The sequence below is a fragment of the Magnetospirillum sp. genome, from assembly GCA_027532905.1.
Taxonomy (GTDB): Bacteria; Pseudomonadota; Alphaproteobacteria; order CACIAM-22H2; family CACIAM-22H2; genus Tagaea.
In genome coordinates this window covers 835,394-855,494 of sequence record JAPZUA010000002.1, presented here as the reverse complement: position 1 = coordinate 855,494, position 20,101 = coordinate 835,394, and the positions used below count along the sequence as shown (strand labels likewise).

The 20,101-nt window shown below is 62.6% G+C and carries 17 protein-coding genes and 1 tRNA gene; 8 read left to right on the top strand and 10 right to left on the bottom strand.

Annotation, left to right across the window (positions count from 1 at the left end):
• The first annotated feature begins 315 nt into the window (after positions 1-315).
• Entirely contained in the window at positions 316-2,418 is a 2,103-nt protein-coding gene (locus O9320_12095; protein MCZ8311591.1) for a PAS domain-containing protein, read from the top strand.
• A 119-nt stretch (positions 2,419-2,537) separates the two neighbouring features.
• Positions 2,538-3,056, top strand: a complete 519-nt coding sequence (locus O9320_12090; protein ID MCZ8311590.1) for a PAS domain-containing protein — start codon at positions 2,538-2,540, stop codon at positions 3,054-3,056.
• 144 nt (positions 3,057-3,200) lie between these two features.
• Here the strand turns inward: O9320_12090 and O9320_12085 are convergent, their stop codons facing one another.
• Together O9320_12085 and O9320_12080 are read right to left on the bottom strand one after the other, a co-directional pair.
• Positions 3,201-4,076: a response regulator gene (locus O9320_12085; GenBank protein MCZ8311589.1), complete on the bottom strand. Its 876-nt coding sequence runs from the start codon at positions 4,074-4,076 to the stop codon at positions 3,201-3,203.
• A 24-nt stretch (positions 4,077-4,100) separates the two neighbouring features.
• Positions 4,101-6,332 (bottom strand): ATP-binding protein, encoded by a 2,232-nt coding sequence (locus O9320_12080; protein MCZ8311588.1) that lies wholly within the window; start codon positions 6,330-6,332, stop codon positions 4,101-4,103.
• Between the two features lie 145 nt (positions 6,333-6,477).
• Here O9320_12080 and O9320_12075 point away from each other — a divergent pair, with 145 nt between their 5' ends.
• From O9320_12075 to O9320_12060, 4 genes are read left to right on the top strand one after another with little or no spacing between them, the layout of a single operon-like run.
• Positions 6,478-7,422 carry a HAMP domain-containing sensor histidine kinase gene (locus O9320_12075; GenBank protein ID MCZ8311587.1) on the top strand — a complete coding sequence of 315 codons (945 nt, stop codon included), beginning with the start codon at positions 6,478-6,480 and terminating at the stop codon, positions 7,420-7,422.
• A gap of 5 nt (positions 7,423-7,427) precedes the next feature.
• Positions 7,428-7,853, top strand: coding sequence for a response regulator (locus O9320_12070; GenBank protein MCZ8311586.1), 426 nt, complete (start codon positions 7,428-7,430; stop codon positions 7,851-7,853).
• Between the two features lie 2 nt (positions 7,854-7,855).
• Positions 7,856-8,659 carry a HAMP domain-containing sensor histidine kinase gene (locus O9320_12065; GenBank protein ID MCZ8311585.1) on the top strand — a complete coding sequence of 268 codons (804 nt, stop codon included), beginning with the start codon at positions 7,856-7,858 and terminating at the stop codon, positions 8,657-8,659.
• A gap of 6 nt (positions 8,660-8,665) precedes the next feature.
• A complete protein-coding gene (locus O9320_12060; protein ID MCZ8311584.1) occupies positions 8,666-9,196 on the top strand; it encodes a response regulator in 531 nt (176 codons plus the stop codon).
• A gap of 36 nt (positions 9,197-9,232) precedes the next feature.
• On the opposite strand, the gene O9320_12055 is transcribed toward O9320_12060, so the two are convergent.
• From O9320_12055 to ssb, 5 genes are all read right to left on the bottom strand, one after another.
• Positions 9,233-9,308 (bottom strand) — tRNA-Lys (locus O9320_12055).
• 65 nt (positions 9,309-9,373) lie between these two features.
• Positions 9,374-9,940, bottom strand: a complete 567-nt coding sequence (coaD, locus tag O9320_12050; GenBank protein MCZ8311583.1) for a pantetheine-phosphate adenylyltransferase — start codon at positions 9,938-9,940, stop codon at positions 9,374-9,376.
• A gap of 12 nt (positions 9,941-9,952) precedes the next feature.
• Entirely contained in the window at positions 9,953-12,739 is a 2,787-nt protein-coding gene (gene gyrA, locus O9320_12045; GenBank protein ID MCZ8311582.1) for a DNA gyrase subunit A, read from the bottom strand.
• 139 nt (positions 12,740-12,878) lie between these two features.
• Positions 12,879-13,082 (bottom strand): 4-oxalocrotonate tautomerase family protein, encoded by a 204-nt coding sequence (locus O9320_12040; GenBank protein MCZ8311581.1) that lies wholly within the window; start codon positions 13,080-13,082, stop codon positions 12,879-12,881.
• Positions 13,083-13,089: 7 nt separating this feature from the next.
• Positions 13,090-13,614, bottom strand: a complete 525-nt coding sequence (gene ssb / locus O9320_12035; protein ID MCZ8311580.1) for a single-stranded DNA-binding protein — start codon at positions 13,612-13,614, stop codon at positions 13,090-13,092.
• A 177-nt stretch (positions 13,615-13,791) separates the two neighbouring features.
• On the opposite strand from ssb, the gene uvrA reads away from it, so the two are divergent.
• Together uvrA and O9320_12025 are read left to right on the top strand one after the other, a co-directional pair.
• On the top strand, positions 13,792-16,662 hold the full coding sequence (gene uvrA, locus O9320_12030) for an excinuclease ABC subunit UvrA (GenBank protein ID MCZ8311579.1): 2,871 nt from the start codon (positions 13,792-13,794) through the stop codon (positions 16,660-16,662).
• Between the two features lie 172 nt (positions 16,663-16,834).
• The gene (locus tag O9320_12025; protein ID MCZ8311578.1) at positions 16,835-17,881 is read left to right on the top strand and encodes an EamA family transporter; all 1,047 of its coding nucleotides are present in this window, start codon (positions 16,835-16,837) and stop codon (positions 17,879-17,881) included.
• Positions 17,882-17,915: 34 nt separating this feature from the next.
• On the opposite strand, the gene O9320_12020 is transcribed toward O9320_12025, so the two are convergent.
• From O9320_12020 to O9320_12010, 3 genes are all read right to left on the bottom strand, one after another.
• Positions 17,916-18,338, bottom strand: coding sequence for a hypothetical protein (locus O9320_12020; GenBank protein MCZ8311577.1), 423 nt, complete (start codon positions 18,336-18,338; stop codon positions 17,916-17,918).
• 317 nt (positions 18,339-18,655) lie between these two features.
• On the bottom strand, positions 18,656-19,690 hold the full coding sequence (locus O9320_12015) for a tetratricopeptide repeat protein (protein ID MCZ8311576.1): 1,035 nt from the start codon (positions 19,688-19,690) through the stop codon (positions 18,656-18,658).
• Positions 19,691-19,693: 3 nt separating this feature from the next.
• Entirely contained in the window at positions 19,694-20,083 is a 390-nt protein-coding gene (locus tag O9320_12010) for a RidA family protein (protein ID MCZ8311575.1), read from the bottom strand.
• Between the last annotated feature and the right edge of the window lie 18 nt (positions 20,084-20,101).

The window sequence follows — 20,101 nt, the reverse complement described above, 5'->3', positions numbered from 1 at the left end:
CAAGCCGGCGGCGGCGGGGCAAGCCCCTCGCCGTCGCCGTGCTGCCGCATATCCCAATTGTTTACAAAGGGTTAATGTGAATCTTTAAATCATATTGGAACGCATTCTGCTTGCAATTCCCTCCAATTGCACAAATAAATACAATCTACCTGAATGCATTCGTAGGTCGCCCTACGTCCAGAAAGAAATACCAATGTTTGGCATTTCGGTGCCCAGCAGGTCGCCGAGCCTTCAGCAAAAAATTGCGATGCATGGCTGGGATGCCCTGCAAGCCGCCGGGTGGCGCTCTGCCTGCGCGACGCAAGGGTGCCGACCTTGACTCTCGGCGTCGCGCATCAGCGCAAGTCGTTTTTTCGCCGTCTGCCGCCCGGCGCGCTGCGGCGTTTTTCGGTCGTCGCGGTGCTTGCCTTCGCGATCGCCGGTTCGGCGATCCTGGGCGTGGCGAGTGCGGTGCGCAACCGTCTGCTCGAGGATGCCGGTCGCGAGGAGATCGTGGTCGCCCGGCTGGTCTCGCAGCAGATCGACCAGTCGATCCGAACGGCCAAAATAGTCATTGCCATCGCTGCGAAGACATGGCGCGAGGCGAGCGATCCGGACGACGGCGCGCGCGCGGCGGTCGTGGCAGCCGCTGAAAATCTGGCGCTCGAACCGCAGTTCCTCGCTCTCAAGATCATCGACGCAAATGGGCAATTTCTCGCGGCCAGCAGCGCCACCGAGGCGCAGATTGCCGACGCAATTCGGCTCTCCCTGCCGCGCATGCTCGAAAGCGGCGCCGATTTCGAACTCTCCGCCACGCAAGGTTCCATTGTCGGAAGGCGTCCGGCTTTCGCCGTCAATCATCGCGTGGTCGGCCGCGACGGCGCGTTGCTCGGTCTGGTTTCGCTGTCGATCGATCTGGTTCGCCTGCGCGAGGCGACCGACAAGGCCTTCTCGCTGCGCGAGCGCACGCTCTTGGTCTTGCGGGAAGACGGCGTCGCGTTGTTCCGCTTCCCCGATCTCGCGTTCGACATCGCGGGCACCGATGCGCGCGACCGGCCTGTCTACATCAAATACAGAGCGGGCGAATTGGAGGGTTACTATCCCGCTGTTTCGCCTTTCGACGGGGTGCGCCGCATGGGCGGTTTTGCGCTGTCGCCCAACCGCGACCTGCTCGTGCTTTCGGCCCGCGGCGAAAGGGACATTCTGGCGTCGGCGCTGTTCGGCCGCGGACAGTTGCTGCTGTTCGGCGCGATCGCACTGGCGCTTGCGCTCGCCGGCGGCGGCTATTCGGCCTTCGAACTGCGGCGGCGCAACCGCGTGATTGCCGAACGCGAATTGCTGCTGCAGTCGATGTCGATCGCCGACAACGCCATCGCCATCGCGGCAGCCGACGACGCCAAGCTCGTCTATGTCAACCGCGCTTTCGAACGCATCACGCGCTATTCGATCGACGAACTCGTCGGCTACAATTGCCGAATGCTGCAGGGGCCGGGCACGTCGTCTGCGACCGTCGCGAAAATCCGCGAGGCGGTGGCCGCCGCCCGCCCGGTTCGCGTCGATATTCTGAACTACGCCAAAGACGGCACGCCCTATTGGGCCGACCTCAGCATCGCCCCCGTGCGCGACGCCGAGGGCAACTTGCGGGCGTTCGTGAGCGCGTTCTCGGACGTGACGCCGCGTGTGGAAATGGAGGAGCGCTTGCGCGCACTCGTCCAGCGCGCCGAGGCCGCCAACAGCGCCAAGGACTCGTTCCTGGCGCGCATGAGCCACGAGCTGCGCACGCCGCTCAATGCCGTGATCGGCTATGCCGATCTGATGCTGATGGGTATCAACGGCACGCTCGACAAACGCCACCGCGACTACGTCGACGACATTGCGGCGAGCGGCCGGCACCTGTTGGCGATCGTCGAAGACGTTCTCGAGATGGCGCGCCTGCAGCAGGGTGTACGCGCCGTTGCGGTCGAACGATTCGACCCCGCGATCGAACTTACCAAGGCGGCGGCTTTGGCGGCGGCCGAAACGAGCAAAACCGGCGCCAAGCTCCAGATCGAGGCCGAGCCGGGGCTTGCCGCACTCGGCGACGCGCTCGCTTTCCGGCAAATCGCGGTCAATCTGCTCGCGAATGCCGCCCGCCACGGCCGTGCAGGCGGACAGATCGTGGCGCGCCTTTCGACAGCACCGGGGGCGCGCGTGCGCCTGGAGGTCGCCGACGACGGGCCGGGGTTCGCCGCCGACCTTCTGACGCAGATCGGCAAGCCTTTCCTCGGCAAGTCGTCGTTCGTCGCCGACAAAGGCGGTGCGGGCTTGGGACTGTCGATCGCGGTCGAACTTGCCAAGCGCATGGACGGCGAACTCACGATCGAAAACGCGGCCGTGGGCGCCGTTGCGGCCCTCGATCTGCCGGCCGCGCCGCCGGAACTGCCGCTGATGGCGAACTAGTCGCCGTATTCCGGTGCGCCATGCAATTGTATGGCGGACGGCGAAGATTGTTCTGGCGCTGCCCCCGCTCCGGATTGTAGAGAAAAAAGCAACAATGACTTTTTGCGGGCATGCGGCACGTGACGTTCGACGAAGTAATCGACCATCCGGATCTGCAGGCGCTGTACCGCCATTGGCGGTCGCTGGCCCAAGGCGAGGCGCCGCCGCGCGCCGCCTTCGATCCGTTCGCGATTCCGCGCGTGATGCCGAATCTCTTTCTGATGGACGTGCTGCCGGAAGGCGCATTTCGGTACCGGCTGGTCGGAACGGCGATCGACGCACATTTGGGCGTTTCGTTTACCGGGCGCCGGCTCGAAGAGATGCGGACGGGCAAGACGTACGACGACCTCGTCCATCTTTTCGCGACAGTGGCAGGCGAGCGCCGCCCTGGCTACTACGCCTCGCGTCTCGCCAGCGAGACGAGTGCCTATGCTAGCTATCGACGCCTCGTGCTGCCGCTTGCCGAGCCCGACGGCTCGATCGCCGTGCTGCTGGGCGGCTTTTGCATCGTTTGGGCGAGCGACAATCTGGATCCGATGCGCGTCACATCATTCGCCAACGCGCCCGAGACCGGCGGCACGCTGATATTCCAGCGGTAAATGTTGGGCGAATGCTACGCCGCTTGGTGAGCCCGCCTGCACTCGAACCCAGAACCCAAGCACGACGATCTCTGCAGATCTTGCGCAAATTGCGCTCAACCTTTTTGAAGGTCGAAATCGTCGGAAATGCATGGGTGATACAATTCAAGCATCGATTGCAGCGCGATCTAGAAGCTGGTTCAGTCGCTCATTCGCCTCAGTCGTCAGATTGATGTGCGAGCGACGCTTGTCGCGCGGGTCCTCGTGGCGCACGATAAGCCCTGCCTCGACCATGTCCTGTATCCGCCGCAGCGCCGTTGTCTGGCTAATGTTCGCAGACATGCACAAGCCTGACACCGACGTCGCCTTGCCGCTTCTTTCGAGGAGTGCAAGCTCGAGAAACATGAACCAAGCAGGATCCCCGAACATCTCCTGCGGCAAAAACTCGGATCGCTGCTTGCGGAAGCGGAGCAGAGATCTGAGGGTTTCGGTCCGACGTTGCTCGCGGTTCTCCGGAGTCTCTGCACCGTGTCCCGGTTTGGCGGTTTCTGTCGACGCAGCGCCAGGCGTCGGTGCGAGCAAGAGTGCGCGCAGTGCCGAGACCGCCGCATCGTTGGCGTCCGACGCTTCGACGGCGCGTCGGTAACTCGAAACAGCGGCGGCGACGACGGCAAGCGCCTCGTCGGGCTCGAATGGCTTCTGAAGATACCTCGCGACCCGCAGATCGATGGCCTCGATGGCGCTCGAGATCTCCGGAAACCCCGTCATCAGGATGAGCGAGCAAGCTGCACCGCGTTCGCCGCATCGCCGAATCTTTTGAAGAAAACCAATGCCGTCCTGCATGGGCATTCGAATGTCGGAAACGACGACGCCGATGCGATCGTCCTTCAGAAAACATTCGAGCCCCCGCGAAGCGCTATTCGCGCCGATGGCGTTGAACCCGGCAGCACAAAGCGCAAAAACAAGTTCTTCCACGGCACATTCCTCGTCGTCCACGACGAGGATTTTTACGGCATCTTCTGCTTGCTGATTTATCTGCATGCTTCGGCACTCGTCGAGATGATGCTATGAGGCAAGCGTTGCCGCGGCAGCGTCCGCGCGTATCGGCAGCGACACGACGAAGCAGGCGCCGCGATCGACATTCGACACTTCGATCGTCCCTTTCAGGCTTTCGACCGTTGCCCGGCATATGGCCAATCCGAGACCGGTGCCGCCGCTTCCGGACCGTGTGGTGAAAAACGGCTGAAAGATATTCGCGATAATGTCGGCAGGAATACCCCCGCCGCTGTCCTCGACGAATATTCGCACGATTTCCGGCGCCCCAGGACCCGTTTCCATGCGGATCCTGACCATGTCCGGCGCGCGCGCTCGGGAACCCGGATTCGCCTTGCCTTCCAAACGGTGCCGCAGAATTGCGTCGTAGGCGTTCGCGAGCAAATTCACGAAGACCTGCTCAAGCTCGATGCGACTGCATTCGAGTTCGCACCCGATGTCCGTCTCGACAATCAGATTGATTCCGTCGATCCGAAACTGTTCTTCGTACATGCCGATTGCCGCGTGTATCGCATCCGATAGCTTGGCAATTTCGACGACATTCCTGTCTTGCCGGATCAGCGAACGAAAGCGCTTAAGGATGCTACCCGTGCGATGGATGTTTTCGACGGCTTTGCCGGCGCGCGCCAGGAGGTCTTCCTTGGGCGCGCCCCGCTCGATAAGCGTGGTTAGGTTCGCAAGTCCGAGCCGGACCACGTTCAGCGGCTGGACCATCTCGTGGTTGAGCGTTGCCGCCAGCCGCCCGAGCGATGCCAATTTTGCCGATTGGATGAACATCATCTCTTTGGCGCGCAGTTCGGTATTGTCGATGCCAACACCAATAAATCTGACTGTTGGATCCATGCCCGTCTTGCTCTGCGTCCAGCTCCACATAATGTCGCGCCGCAGACTTGCGACATCGTTCGGCACGAACGAAGACTCGAAACGCACGGGATACTCGTCGGCAGATCGAATTCTGCTGAACTGACCCAATTGGTCGGAAACAAGGCCGCCTGCCGCGACCACGGAGTCGAAGTGCCGCCCGACCAACGCGCTGCGATTCGTGACGCCGAACATCACGGCGAACGCCGAATTGCAGGCTGCGATCTGGCCTGCTGCGTCGGTTTGGACGAGGGCCGCACCGCAGCCGTCCATGATACCGATGAGGTCCGTCGATTGCTGTTTCTGCAACGCAGCCAGCGCGTCGCCGACCCGGATCCTGTCCTGCGCACGCAGAAAGATTTCGAACAGAACGGCAAGACCAATGACGAAGGCGGCCGACAGAAAGCCGATCATGAGGTAGAGACGGCGTTGGTCGTAGAAGTCCGCAAACACGGCATCGGTATTCTTGCCGACGAGAACCGTCAGCGAAATGTCGTCCAGACGTCGGAAGGCGAAGATCCGTTCCACCTTGTCCAGCCGACTGGCGGTTCGAAACGTCCCTTCCGACGCAACCTTTACCAACGCCTCGACTTCGAAGCCGGCGATCGAGCCGCCGATGTACTGCCCCCCAGGACCGCTTGGCGCGCGCGCGCGGATGATGCCGTCCAGCCCGAAAAGATTGACGAGCGTGTTGTTGGGCTCGCCCAGAATTTCGAGGAAGTCGGAGAAAAGCCGGGGATCGATCGAAACGACGACCACGCCCAGGAACCGGCCGCTTGCGTTTCGTACCGGTCGACTGATGTTCAAGGACAAGCGCCCGGACGCGCGCCCGACAAGCGGTTTGCTGATGAACATGCGATCGGCGTCCGTGTCGCGATGCACGCTGAAATGCTCGCGATCCGACAGATCGACGCCGATGCTCGAGGCGTTTTCAGTGGTGGCGAGCAGCTTTCCGTCTGCGCCGATCACGGCGATCTGGAAAACCGGTTCGCGCAGCACGCCCCGCCGTGCCGACCATGTCGCGATGTCGACCGGAGGGCCGTCGTCGAGCACTTCCTCGCGGAGGAGCATCAGCACCTGGTCGAAGCGCTGAAGCAGACTTCGGGTGAAGACCTCGAACAGTTGCGTTTCGTATTTAACCTGGAGAACGGCGCGGCTTTCGAACTCCTGTTCCGCGCGCTTGGTCAACCCGACCGCGCCAAGCATGATCGCGGCAGACAGCGCCACGGCGATCGCCAGCACCGTGAGCAGACGTCCCGAGGCATTGGCCAAAGGTCCGAAGGGTTTGTGGGTTGCGTTCACGGGGGCCCGGCCATTTCGATGCTGTTGTCCTGATCCCATGACAATAAAGCGAACATGTTCTACCGGGACAAAACGGCCCATGTCGATCCCCGTCAAAGTTCAGATTGGAGTCCAAACTGAACCAGACTGTCCTGTCGGCCGGTCCAAAGTGCGACTAGCGTGCTTAACAGGCGATTAACGGCGTGTTGGCGCAATCGGGCGCAAAAAGCAGGATGGGCTTAGTCGGATGTCGAAGCAGATGCTGAAACCGAGCGCAAACGGACCGGGTGCCAATGGCCCAGGCGTCAGCGGCGAGGCGAAATTGACGCTCCGAATGGGCATTCGGCGGCTGCGCCCTGCTCTTTCGTCTGCCCGCGCGAGCGCACAAACCAACTTCCGGGAGATGCCCGCCTCGGTTTCCGGCGAGGCGAGTGCTGCGCTGAATGCCGCTAAAGAGGCGGCCGAAGCGGCCAACCGCACCAAAGCGGCGTTATTTGCCAATATGAACCACGAGCTTCGCGCGCCCCTCAACGCGATCCTCGGCTTTTCCGAGATTCTCGCCGACAACGCCGTCGGCGTCCAAGGTCCGCTTCAGGTCGCGCGGCAAACCGAGTTCGCCGGACACCTCAACAGCGCGGGCCACCAGCTTCTCGACATCGTCGAAAGCATCTTCGACCTTGCGACCATCGAAGAGAATGCACGCGACGTTCGCCCTTCCCCGACTTGCCTCGGCGGTCTCGTCGCCGATGTCGTGGCGCGGCTGCAACCGCTCGCGTCGCAGTTCGGCGTGCAGATTCGAACCGATCTCGATGCCGAACTTCCGAACTGCTCGATCGATGCGGCCCGTATCCGCCAGGCGCTCCGAAGCGTTGTCGACAACGCGATCAAGTTTTCGAACAAAAATGGGATTGTCACTGTTCGGCTCTCTCGCGCGAGTTCCGGCAATGCCGCCATCACCGTGTCGGACACGGGTGTCGGGATCAGCGCTGCGGATATCGCTCATGTATTCAAGGCGTTTCACCATGGCGACTCGTTGTTCACGCGAAGATATGACGGCGCCGGGCTTGGCTTGACCTATGCAAAGCGGTTCGTCGAGCAGCACAGCGGCCACATCACGCTGTCAAGCGAGCGGAACGTCGGCACCACTGTGACCATCGAGCTGCCTTTCGCCACCACGACGTCGGAAAGGTGAGAGAAATGTCCGCTGCGCTGTGCAAAGTGCTTATCATCGACGACGATGCAAGCTGTGCTGAAGAGTTGTGTCTGCTGCTGGCGGCTGCAGGCTTTCCCACCGAGCACGAACTCTCTGCGGCCGACGGTATACGCCATTTTCTGCGCGACCCGAATGTGAGGATCGTCGTTTCGGACATACGCATGCCGGATTGCGACGGTGTCCGGCTTCTCGACCAGATCCGCAGTTCGGGCGGTCGCGGCATCGACGCAACCGTAATTCTTGTGACGGGGCAGCCCGATCTGCACACCACGATCGACGCGCTCAATCTTGGCGCGTCGGCAATGCTGATGAAGCCGCTCGATCCGGTCGAGATCGTCAGCGCTGTTTCCAAGGCGATCGACATCCAGATGGAGTTGGTCAATTTCAGCCAGTCCAAGAAGGTCTCGTGATCTTGTCCCCCTCCGTCCCGAGACGAGCGCCGCATCGCGATCTGCCGCCCCAACTCGACAATGGCGGGGACGCGAATGAAGACGTCCAGATGTCCAAAGCTCGGCTTTTTTCCAGATTGGTCGAAGAATCTCGAGCACCTCTCAACGCGATAATTCGGCTCTCGGCGTTCCTTCTGGAAAAATCCGATACCCCGTCCGCCGTCGGCGATCTTTGCCAGACGGACGATCTGGTCGCCCACATAAACACCGCAGGCAATCAGCTTCTCGACCTTCTCGACAACGCATCCGACATAGCCGACATCGAAGACGGTCGGTTGCCGCCCGCAATCAGGTCACTGTGCGTAAACGACTTGATCTTGGATGTCGTCGCACGACTGACGCCGATGTCCGAGCAGTTCGGAATTTCCATTCAGCTGTCGCTGGATACCGATCTGCCCAGCTGTATGATCGATGCGTTGCGTATTCGATGCGCGCTACGAAGCGTAATCCGCAACGCAATTGAATTCTCAAAGCCCAATGGCGTCGTCGATGTTTGGACGACCCGGACAGCTGAACGCGGAATTGTAGTTACCGTTGCCGATCGAGGCATCGGCATTCCGCACGAAGATCTTGAAGAAGTCTTTCGGCCATTTCATCGTCGCGCTTCCGCCGCAGCGGGATGCCATCTCGGATCTGGGCACGGGCTCGCAATGGCGAAGAAGTACATCGAATACCATAGGGGAAACATCTGGTTGACGAGCAAGCTGGACGTCGGAACGACGGTCGAAATCAACTTGCCATATGTCGCGCCGAAGCAGTGGGACTGACTTGCCGTGAGTGCCGATCCCTGCAAAGTGCTGGTTGTCGACGACGATGCGAACTGCGCGGAGGAGCTTTGTCTTTTGCTTGCCGCAGTCGGCATCCAGACCAGTAGCGCCCATTGCGCGGCAGACGGCATCATCAAATTTCTCGACGATGCGAACATCCGCGTCGTCGTGTCCGACATCCGAATGCCCGATTGCGACGGCCTCGAATTTCTTGAGATGATCCGCTTGTGCCGCGAACGCGGGGGCGGTGCGGGCTTCATTCTCGTAACCGGACATCCTGAAAGGCATACGGCCGTCGACGCGCTGAAACTCGGCGTATCGGCTGTGCTGCTTAAACCGCTCGATCCAATCAATGTCGTCGATACGGTATCGCGCGCGGTCGCACTTCAGACGGCGTCAAGGAACCGAAGCGCCGATCGGGCCCGGACTGCGGAGAGTTCGCACGACCTTCGCAAAGCGACGCCGATCGACGATATTCTGCTCGACGACGTCTTGGCCGCATTAAAGAACATACTGCGCGTTGACGGGCGCAATTAACCCGCCGCAGCACTTAGCGAATCTCCGAACGAAGGTTGGTGAGCCCGCCGGGACTCGAACCCGGAACCCCAACATTAAAAGTGTCGTGCTCTACCAATTGAGCTACGGGCTCGTCGCCGAAACGACGTCGAAACAGGCCGGGAACCTAGTGTCCTTGGGCCCGGGGGTCAACCCCTCTCAGAGGGGTGCGCGCGGTACGGTTACAGGCGGCAAAGTCGGGGCCGGATCGCCGCCCGCAAAAGCCGTCCCGGTCGCGAATTTGGCGCGCATCGCGGCATGGATGCGCGGCGACACGAAATGCGAGATGTCGCCGCCCAGTCGCCCCACCTCTTTGACGAAGCGCGAGGAAATGAATTGCTGGTTTTCCGACGCCATCAGAAACAGCGTCTCGACCGAGGGATCGAGACGCTTGTTCATGCCAGCCATCTGGAACTCGTATTCGAAATCCGACACGGCGCGCAGGCCGCGCACGATGATCTTCGCGCCCACGCTTTGCGCAAAATGCATCAAAAGCGTCTCGAACGGACGCACCTCGATCTTGTGCGCGACGTCCGCCATGGCGGCCACTTCGCTGCGCATCAGCGCCACGCGCTCGTCGAGCGAGAAGAGCGGCCCTTTGCCGGCATTGACGGCAACCCCCACCACCAGCCGGTCCACGACGAGAGCGCCGCGATGGATGATGTCGAGATGGCCGTTCGTCGTTGGATCGAACGTGCCCGGGTAGATCGCAACGCGCGTGCTCATGTCGCCCCCGTTTCAGCCTCCGCCCGCGTCTTCGCCGCTGGGCGCCTCGTCGCCTGCCGAACCGTCGCCCGCCGAACCTTCGCTGGGCCCGATGTCGCCGAGCCTCGCGACCGACACGACGCGCTCGCCCTCGCCCATCCGGAATACGGTCACCCCCTGCGTTTGGCGGCGCGCGATGCGGATATCGTCGATCGGCGTGCGGATCAGCGTACCGGCATCGGACACCAGCATCAACTGGTCGCCGTCGCGCACCGGGAACGAGGCGACGACGGCGCCGTTTTTCTCGGTCGTCTCGATATTGGCAATGCCCGAGCCGCCGCGCCCCGTGAGGCGGTATTCGTAGGCCGAGCTGCGTTTGCCGAAGCCCTTGCTGGTGATCGCCAGCAGGAATTCTTCGGCCGCAGCCAGTTCGGCGTAGCGCTCTTCGGAAAGGACAAGTGCGGCACCGTCTGCGGACGCGCTCTCGCCCGCTGCAGCCTCGACGCCCGCATCGACCTCGGGTGCTTCGGCTTCCATGCCGCGGCGCTGGCGCGACATGCGCAAGTAGGCTTCGCGCTCGGGCGTGTCGAGCTCGGTATGGCGCAACAGCGCCATCGAAATCACCTCGTCGTCGCCGGCGAGCTTCACGCCGCGAACGCCGGTCGAATTGCGGCCCGCGAACACGCGCACGTCGTCGACCGCAAAGCGGATGCATTTGCCGCCGCGCGTGGCGAGCACGATGTCCTGGCGGTCCGAACAGGGCTGCACGGCCACGAGCCGTTCGCCGTCCTCCTCGAGCTTCATCGCGATCTTGCCTTTCGACATGACGTTGGTGAAGTCCGAGAGGGCGTTGCGGCGCACATTGCCCTTCGAGGTCGCGAACACGATATGCAAGGAGTCCCACAGGCTCGTGTCGGGCGGCAAAGCCAGCACCGTCGCGATTTTTTCGCCGTCGCCCAGCGGCAAAAGCTGCACCATCGGCTTGCCGCGGCTTTGCGGCGTGCCGAGCGGCAGACGGTAGCATTTGAGCAGGAACACGAGGCCGCGATTGGTGAAAAACAGGATCGGCGCGTGCGTGTTCGCGACGAACACCTGGCTCACGAAATCTTCCTCGCGCGTCGCCATGCCCGAGCGGCCCTTGCCGCCGCGGCGCTGGGCGCGATAGGCCGACAAAGGCGTGCGCTTGATGTAGCCCGCATGCGTGACGGTCACGACCATGTCTTCGGGCTGGATCAGGTCTTCGATGTCCTGGTCGCCCGCACCCTCTTCGAGCGTGGTGCGGCGCTTGTCGGCGAATTCGGTTTTGTAGGCGACGAGCTCGTCGCGCAGAATGCCGAACAGCCGCTCGCGCGAGCCGAGAATGTCGATGAAGTCGGCAATCTGCGCCACGATCTCCTTGAGCTCGCCCAGGATCTTGTCGCGCTCGAGACCTGTGAGGCGCTGCAGGCGCAATTCGAGGATCGCCTTGGCCTGCTCTTCGGAAAGGCGATACGTGCCGTCGACCACGCCGCGTCCGGGCTCGCCGACCATCTCGATGTAGCTGCCGATATCGTGCACGTCCCACGCGCGCGCCATCAGCCCTTCGCGGGCGGCGACCGGGTCCGGCGATTTGCGGATGAGTTCGATCACCGGATCGAGATTGACGACCGACACCGCAAGGCCGATCAAGATGTGCGCGCGCTTGCGCGCCTCGCGCAGTTCGAAGCGCGTGCGCCGCGTGATGACTTCTTCGCGGAATTCGACGAAGGCGCGGATCAGCTCCTTCAAGCCCATCAGTACGGGCTTGCCTTCGTCCAAGGCCAGCATGTTGTAGCCGAACGAAACCTGCAGGCCGGTGTATTTGTAGAGCTGGTTCAGCACGATCTCGGGATTGGCGTCGCGCTTCAATTCGATCACCACGCGCACGCCGTCGCGGTCGCTTTCGTCGCGAAGGTCGGAAATGCCTTCGATGATCTTCTCGTTCACGCACTCGGCGATGCGTTCCATCAGGCGCGCTTTGTTCTGCTGGTACGGCACTTCCGTGACGATGATCGCTTCGCGGTCTTTGCGCACTTCTTCGGTATGCGCGCGCCCGCGCACGAGGATCGAGCCGCGCCCTGTGCGATAGGCTTCGCGCAAGCCGCCGCGCCCCATCACGATGCCGCCCGTCGGGAAATCGGGGCCGGGCACGTGCTGCATCAACTGGTCGAGCGTGATCTCGGGATCGTCGAGATACGCACAGCACGCGTCGATCACTTCGCCCAGATTGTGCGGCGGAATGTTTGTCGCCATGCCGACGGCGATGCCAGAGCCGCCATTGACCAGAAGATTGGGGAACACGGCCGGCAGCACGCTGGGTTCTTGCGTGCTGTCGTCGTAGTTCGGCACGAAATCGACCGTGTCTTTGTCGATGTCGGTCAGCATCAAGGATGCGGCTTTGGCGAGACGCGCTTCGGTGTAGCGCATGGCCGCCGGCGGATCGCCGTCCATCGAGCCGAAATTGCCCTGCCCGTCGATCATCAGCAGGCGCATCGAAAAATCCTGCGCCATGCGGACCATGGATTCGTAGATCGCACTGTCGCCGTGCGGATGGTATTTGCCCATCACGTCGCCGACCACGCGCGCCGATTTCCTATAAGCGCGGTTCCAATCGTAGCCCGCCTCGTGCATCGCAAACAGAATGCGGCGATGCACGGGCTTCAACCCGTCGCGCGCATCGGGCAGCGCGCGGCTCACGATCACGCTCATCGCGTAATCGAGATAGCTGCGCTTCATCTCGTCTTCGATCGAAACCGGCGAGATGTCGGTTGGGCCTGGGGGCGTGGGCAGAATGTCGCTCAAGTGGGGGTGCCGATCATGTGAAAGCGTCGCGAATCAGAGGTGCGAAATCTACCAGTGCAGCCGTGCCCAAACAATGCGGAAAAGGCTCTCGCGCGGTTATTGCAAGCGCTTGAAAAAGCTAGAGAAAAACGCCGGATTTTTAGGGCGTCGCGGGCTTGCGCGCCGTGCTTCCCAAGACGCCCGCATGGCCCCAGTTTTCGCGCGGCACGTCGTCGATCACGATGTGCGTGTTCTCGGGCTTTTTGCCGAGCACGCGCACGAGCGTGTCGGTCATCTCGCGCACAATTTGCGCCTTCTGCTCGGCACTTGCGCCAGCCGTGATCTTCACATTGACGAAGGGCACGCGCGCCTCAGAACGGAATGTCGTCGTCGATCGGGCCGGCCGGTTTGCGACCGCCGCCGCCGCCGCTCGAACGTCCACCACCACCGCCGCCACCGCCGCCCGAGGGTGCGCCGTAATCGTCGCCGCCGAAATCGTCGCCCCCGCCCATACCGCCGCCGCCGCCCATGCCGCCCCCGCCCTTGCCGCCGTCGAGCATCGTGAGCTCGCCGCGGAAGCGCTGCAGCACCACTTCGGTCGAATATTTTTCCACGCCGCTATTGTCGGTCCATTTGCGCGTCTGCAACGCGCCCTCGACATAGACCTTCGCACCCTTCTTCAGATATTTTTCGGCCACTTCGCCGAGCTTCTCGTTGAAGATGACCACGCGGTGCCATTCGGTCTTTTCCTGGCGCTCGCCGGAGTTCTTGTCGCGCCACGTTTCCGATGTCGCGATCGACAGATTGACGACCTTGCCGCCGTTCTGCATCGAGCGCACTTCCGGGTCTTTGCCCAGATTGCCGATAAGGATCACCTTGTTGACGCTGCCGGCCATGGTCTTCAATTCTCCGCGTGCGAATCCTAGGAACGAAGCGCAAACTTATACGCCAGCACCGCCAACGCAAAGCCCAAAACGCGCCGCGTTCCGAGTTGTACACAGGCAGGTACAGGGGGCATCGCCAAGGCGCCGAGCGCACCCTATATTCGCTGCTTCCACAACATAGGACGACCGATGGCGCCGCAACCGCATTTGCATCGCATTTCCGTTCGCGGAGCCCGCGAACACAATCTCAAAAGCGTCGACGTCGATCTGCCGCGCGACGCGTTGGTGGTCGTCACCGGCCTGTCGGGCTCGGGCAAATCGTCGCTCGCGTTCGACACGATCTATGCCGAAGGCCAGCGCCGCTACGTCGAAAGCCTGTCGGCCTATGCGCGCCAGTTCCTCGAATTGATGAGCAAGCCCGACGTCGATTCCATCGACGGCCTGTCGCCCGCCATCTCGATCGAACAGAAAACCACGAGCCGCAATCCGCGCTCGACCGTCGGCACCGTCACGGAAATCTACGACTATCTGCGCCTGCTCTATGCGCGCGTCGGCGTGCCCTACTCGCCCGCCACGGGCTTGCCGATCGAAAGCCAGACGGTCAGCCAAATGGTCGACCGCATTCTGGCGATGAAAGACGGCACGCGCATCTATCTGCTGGCCCCCGTCGTGCGCGGCCGCAAGGGCGAGTACCGCAAAGAGCTCAAGGAATTCCAACAGAAGGGATTCCAGCGCGTCAAAGTCGACGGCAAGCTCTACGACATCGACGCCGTTCCCGTGCTCGACAAAAAGCGCAAACACGATATCGACATCGTCGTCGACCGGCTTGTCGTGAAATCGGATTTGGGACCGCGTCTGGCTGACTCGGTCGAAACGGCGCTCAAGATCGCCGACGGCCTCTTGTACGTCGAAAACGCCGACACGAACGAGCAGACCGTCTATTCGTCGAAATTCGCGTGCCCGGTCTCAGGTTTTACAATCACCGAAATCGAGCCGCGCCTGTTCAGCTTCAACAATCCGTTCGGCGCCTGCCCCTCGTGCGACGGTCTGGGCGAAAAACAGTATTTCGACCCTGCCCTCGTGGTGCCCGACGGCCGCCTGTCGCTCGACAAGGGGGCCGTTGCCCCGTGGGTGTCGGAGACGCAGAAATACTATGCGCAGACGCTTTCGAGCCTTGCCAAACACTACAAGGTCTCGCTCGCCGCCCCGTTCGAAACGCTGCCGAAAAAAGCGCAAGACGGCATCCTGTTCGGTTCCGGCGACGAGCCGGTCACGATGGTCTATTCGGACGGCCTGCGCGACTACAAGACCAACAAACCTTTCGAAGGCGTGATCCCCAATCTCGAACGCCGCATGCGCGAAACGGATTCGGCTTGGACGCGCGAAGAACTGTCGCGCTATCAGTCCGCGCGCCCGTGCGAAGCCTGCAACGGCCATCGTTTGAAGCCGGAAGCGCTCGCCGTCAAAATCGGCAAGCTCAACGTCTCGGAAGTCACCCAGTTTTCGATCGACGAGGCGGCTGCCTGGTTCAAGGCGCTGCCCGGCAAGCTCACGGCCAAGCAGAACGAAATCGCCGCGCGCATCCTGAAAGAGATCAACGCGCGGCTTGGCTTCCTCGTGAATGTCGGTCTTGAATATCTCACGCTGTCGCGCGCATCCGGCACCTTGTCGGGCGGCGAAAGCCAGCGCATACGCCTCGCTTCGCAGATCGGTTCGGGTCTCACGGGCGTGCTCTATGTGCTCGACGAACCGTCGATCGGCCTGCATCAGCGCGACAATGACCGTCTGCTCGAAACGCTGAAGCGCCTGCGCGATCTCGGCAATACGGTCATCGTCGTCGAGCACGACGAAGACGCGATCCGCGTGGCCGACTGGGTCGTCGATATGGGCCCGGGTGCCGGCATCCACGGCGGCAAGATCGTGGCGCAGGGCACCCCCGACGACATCGTCAAAAACCCCGCGAGCCTCACGGGCCAGTATCTGTCCGGCTTTCGCCAGGTGCCGATCCCCAAGACACGGCGCCAGGGCCACAAAGGCCAGAAACTGCGCGTGCGCGGGGCGAAGGCCAACAATCTCAAAAACCTCACCGTCGAATTGCCGCTCGGCACCTTCGTGTGCGTGACCGGCGTTTCGGGCGGGGGCAAATCCACGCTCGTAATCGAAACGCTCTACAAGGCGCTTGCCCGGCGCCTTATGGGCGCACGCGAAATCCCGGCCGAGCACGACGCGCTCGACGGTGTGGATTTTCTCGACAAGGTCATCGACATCGACCAGTCGCCGATCGGCCGCACGCCGCGCTCGAACCCGGCGACATACACGGGCGCCTTCACGCCGATCCGCGATTGGTTCGCAGGCTTGCCCGAGGCCAAAGCGCGCGCCTACGGCCCCGGCCGCTTCTCGTTCAACGTCAAAGGTGGGCGCTGCGAAGCCTGCCAGGGCGACGGTGTGATCAAGATCGAGATGCACTTCCTGCCCGACGTGTACGTGACCTGCGATTCCTGCCACGGCAAGCGCTACAACCGCGAAACCCTGGAAGTGACCTACCGCGACAAATCGATCGCCGACGTGCTCGAAATGACGGTCGAGGAATCGGCCGAGTTTTTCAAAGCCGTGCCCGCGATCCGCGAGAAGATGGAAACGCTGGTGCGCGTGGGCCTCGGCTACGTGCATGTGGGCCAGCAAGCCACGACGCTCTCGGGCGGCGAAGCCCAGCGTGTGAAACTCGCCAAAGAACTCTCGCGCCGCTCGACGGGCAAGACGCTCTACATTCTCGACGAGCCCACGACCGGTCTTCACTTTGAGGACGTCAGAAAGCTCCTCGAAGTGCTGCACGCGCTCGTTGACCAGGGCAATACAGTCGTGGTCATCGAGCACAATCTGGAGGTCGTCAAAACCGCCGACTGGATCCTCGACCTCGGCCCCGAGGGCGGGGGCAAAGGCGGCCGATTGGTCGCGAGCGGTACGCCCGAAGACGTGGCGAAATCGAAGGAAAGCTACACGGCGAAATATCTGGCGCCTTATCTGGCCAAGGGCGGGACGACGGCGAAGAGAAGGGCATGAGCCGCACAATAGCGTTTTTGATTTCGCCTTAGCGATGCGTTACGAATAGCGCGACCGCAATAAAAGGCTGAGGGCGTGATATGCATGCGAAATCGCCGTTGAATCATCACGCGCTACTAGTGAACACTGCCCTCAAATATCGGCAAATCGAGCGCGTCGTCGCAGGCCAGAAATGAACGCCGCCGCCGTCGCCATGGCTTTGGGATCGGCGGTGCTGTTCGGCATTTCCGCACCGGCGGCGAAATGGCTGCTGGGGGCCCTCGATCCGTGGTTGCTCGCGGGGCTGCTCTATCTCGGGGCCGGGCTTGGGTTGGCGTTGGTGCGCCTGTTTGGCGCCGCTGGGCGGGCGAACGTCGAAGCACGGCTTGTGCGGCGCGATTTGCCCTGGCTGGCGGCCAGCATTCTGTGCGGCGGGGTTGCGGGGCCGGTGTTGTTGATGATCGGGCTCGTGCATGTCGATGCGGCGGCGGCATCGCTGCTGCTCACGCTCGAGGGCGTGTTGACCGCCCTGCTCGCTTGGTTCGTGTTCCGCGAGAATTTCGACCGGCGCGTCGCCGTCGGCATGCTTTGTATTGTGGCGGGTGCAGTGGTGTTGAACTGGCAGCAAGGCATTGCCGTGCGCGATTTGGCCGGGCCGCTTGCGATCGCGGCGGCGTGCCTTGCCTGGGCGATCGACAACAATCTCACGCGCAAGATCGCGCTGGCCGATCCGATGCAGATCGCCATGGTGAAGGGGCTCGTGGCCGGCCCCGTGAGCCTCGCCGTCGCGTTCGGCACGGGCAGTGCGGTGCCCGGCTTCGGCGTTGCAGGGCTCGGGCTTCTGGCCGGATTCCTGGGTTACGGCGTGAGCCTAGCGCTGTTCGTGCGTGCCTTGCGCGATCTCGGCACGGCGCGCACGAGTGCCTATTTTGGCCTCGCCCCTTTTGTGGGGGCGCTGGTGGCAGTCCCCCTGTTCGGCGAGCCGATGCAGGTGCAGCTGTTTGCCGCCGGTGCGCTTATGGCCGTCGGCGTGTGGTTGCATTTGAGCGAGCGGCACGAACACACGCATGCGCACGGTGAAATCGCGCACGAGCATCGCCACGCCCACGACGAACACCACACCCATCCGCATGATGGCCCCGTGGCCGCCGGGGCCGTGCACAACCATTTTCATGTGCATGCGCCCTTGCGCCACGCGCATGCGCATCTGCCCGACAGCCACCACCGCCACACGCATTGAAGATCGGCGCCCGCGCGCGCAAACGCGCGCAGCGCTAAAGTTCCGCGTTGGCCGCGGCGAGGCGTTCAGCGATCCAGGCTTCGGCCTCCGCTTGTGTCGCGAAAACGCATTGTGGAACCAGCGTTTTTGCGCAGATGCGCCGGTAGAAATTGCGCGCGAAATCGGCCGCCGGCAGATCGTCGGTCAGCACGTAGGCGAGGCCCGCGCGGTTCTTGTTGCGCGCCGCGTCGCGCCCGAGTTCGGCATAGGCCTGCGCCACGTCGGCCGGCGGCAGCGGCTCGCCGCTGATCGTGACGATCATGCCCCAGGGACCCGTGTCGATCAGGTCGCGCATGATCGCCCAGGTGTCGGCAACCATGCGGCGGAAAGTTTCCATGTTGATCGGATAAGCGACCTGCTCGTACAGGATGCGTCCTTCGACATACACCTCGAAGGTCCCGTGTTGCGAAAAGCCCATTGCCGCCTCGGCTGCGTCGCGCGATTTTGATTTCTTATTCTGGCACGAGGTGGCGCTGCGTTACTGCTCTTTCAAGCGAGCCGTCGCGCTTTTGCGCGGTTCCTCTTTTGAGTAAATTATGCTATAAGGGAAGTATGTCTTTGAGAAAAAGGCAGCGCTGTTTGACAATGTAAATATGTAATATGGCAGATTCAACGCCGCCCCCTACCCCAAGTCACTTTGTCGCCTGTATCCGAAAATGCGCGCCGAGGCGACATTGATGGAATATCAAGCGGATAAACAGGTTGCCGTCGCGCTTGGTAACCTATTGTCGCGGATTAGCGCCCGGCACCGGCGCGCATCCTGTCGGGGTCGTTGTAGGGATCTTCCGGATCGGTCACATCGCCGACCGCAGCCGGGCGCGGGCGCCAGGCGCGCACGCGGGCCATGGCGGTGTCGATATCGACCTGGATCATGGTTTTGGCGAGTTCATTGCGCACGGTCGTGGCCTCGGCGCGCACTTCGGGGCCGCCGCGCTGCTGGGCAAGCGTGAGCCATGTATAGGCATTCACGCGATATTCCACGCTGGCGCGGTTGGTGCCGAACCCGAGCTGCGCCATCCGGAACAAGGCACCCGGATGGCCGCGTGCACCAGCCGCCATGTACCAGCGCTGGCCTTCGTCGCGATCCAGCTCCGTGCCGTCGCCGGCATAAAGGCGCTCGGCGATCATAAAGCGCGCTTCGGTATTGCCGAGCTCTGCAGCGCGCTTGTAGAGCGCAAAGGCCTGCGCGCGGTCGCGGTCCACGCCGCGCCCTTCGTCGAACAGCGAGGCCATGTCGAGTAAGGCCGGCGTGAAATCGGCGTCGGCCGCGCGCGTGAGATAGTTCAGCGCCTGCTGCGGATCGGGCGCAATGCCGCGGCCGGTGGCGTAGGCGCGCGCGATCGCGTAGAGCGCCTTGGGAAAGTTCTTGACGGCCGCGAGGCGATACCAGCGCAACGCCTCGCGTGGATCGATAGCGATGCCGCCACCGCCCTCGTCGGAGATGCGGCCCAGCAGAAACTGTGCTTCGGCATCGCCGCGCTGGCCATGCGGCAGCAGCAGCAGATAGGCCGGGCCGAAATTGCCCTTCTCGAATTCGGCCTTGCCGCGCGCAAGATCGTCGGGGCCGCGCTGGGCCGGGCGGAAGGTCGGCGGAATGCGCGCGGTCGGCGGGCCCACCAGTGCGGGGCGCTCGGTCTCGGGAGCGGCAGCCGGCGGCGGCTCGGGCGTCGGTGTCTCGGGTACCGGGGCCTGGGCCGCCGTCAGCACATAGGCCGCCAGCACCAAGACGGCGCCGATCGTGCGGCTGCGTTTGGACCCCACCCGCAGCATCGCCTAGACCTTGGCCGCGATCGCCTCGATTTCGATCAGGAAATCGGGGCTGGCAAGGGCCGTCACAACCATCAAGGTCGAGGTCGGCGGCGAGGCTGAACCAAGGGCACGGTCGCGCGCCTCGCGGCTCGCCTGGGTGAAGCGCGCATCGGTCAGCAGCACCGTGATTTTGACGAGGTCTTCGAAGCCCATGCCGGCATCGGCGAGGATGGCCTTCAGATTTGCCCACACCGCATCGGCCTGGGCGGCGATGCCCACCGCGATGCTACCGTCGGGCAGATTGCCGACCTGGCCCGAAATATAGAGCCAGCGCGCATTGGGCGGGACCGCAATCCCGTGCTGGTATCGGCCGGTCGGGGGTGCGATTGTCGCGGGGTTGTGGATCTTGAACATGGCGCTTTGATGGCTCCG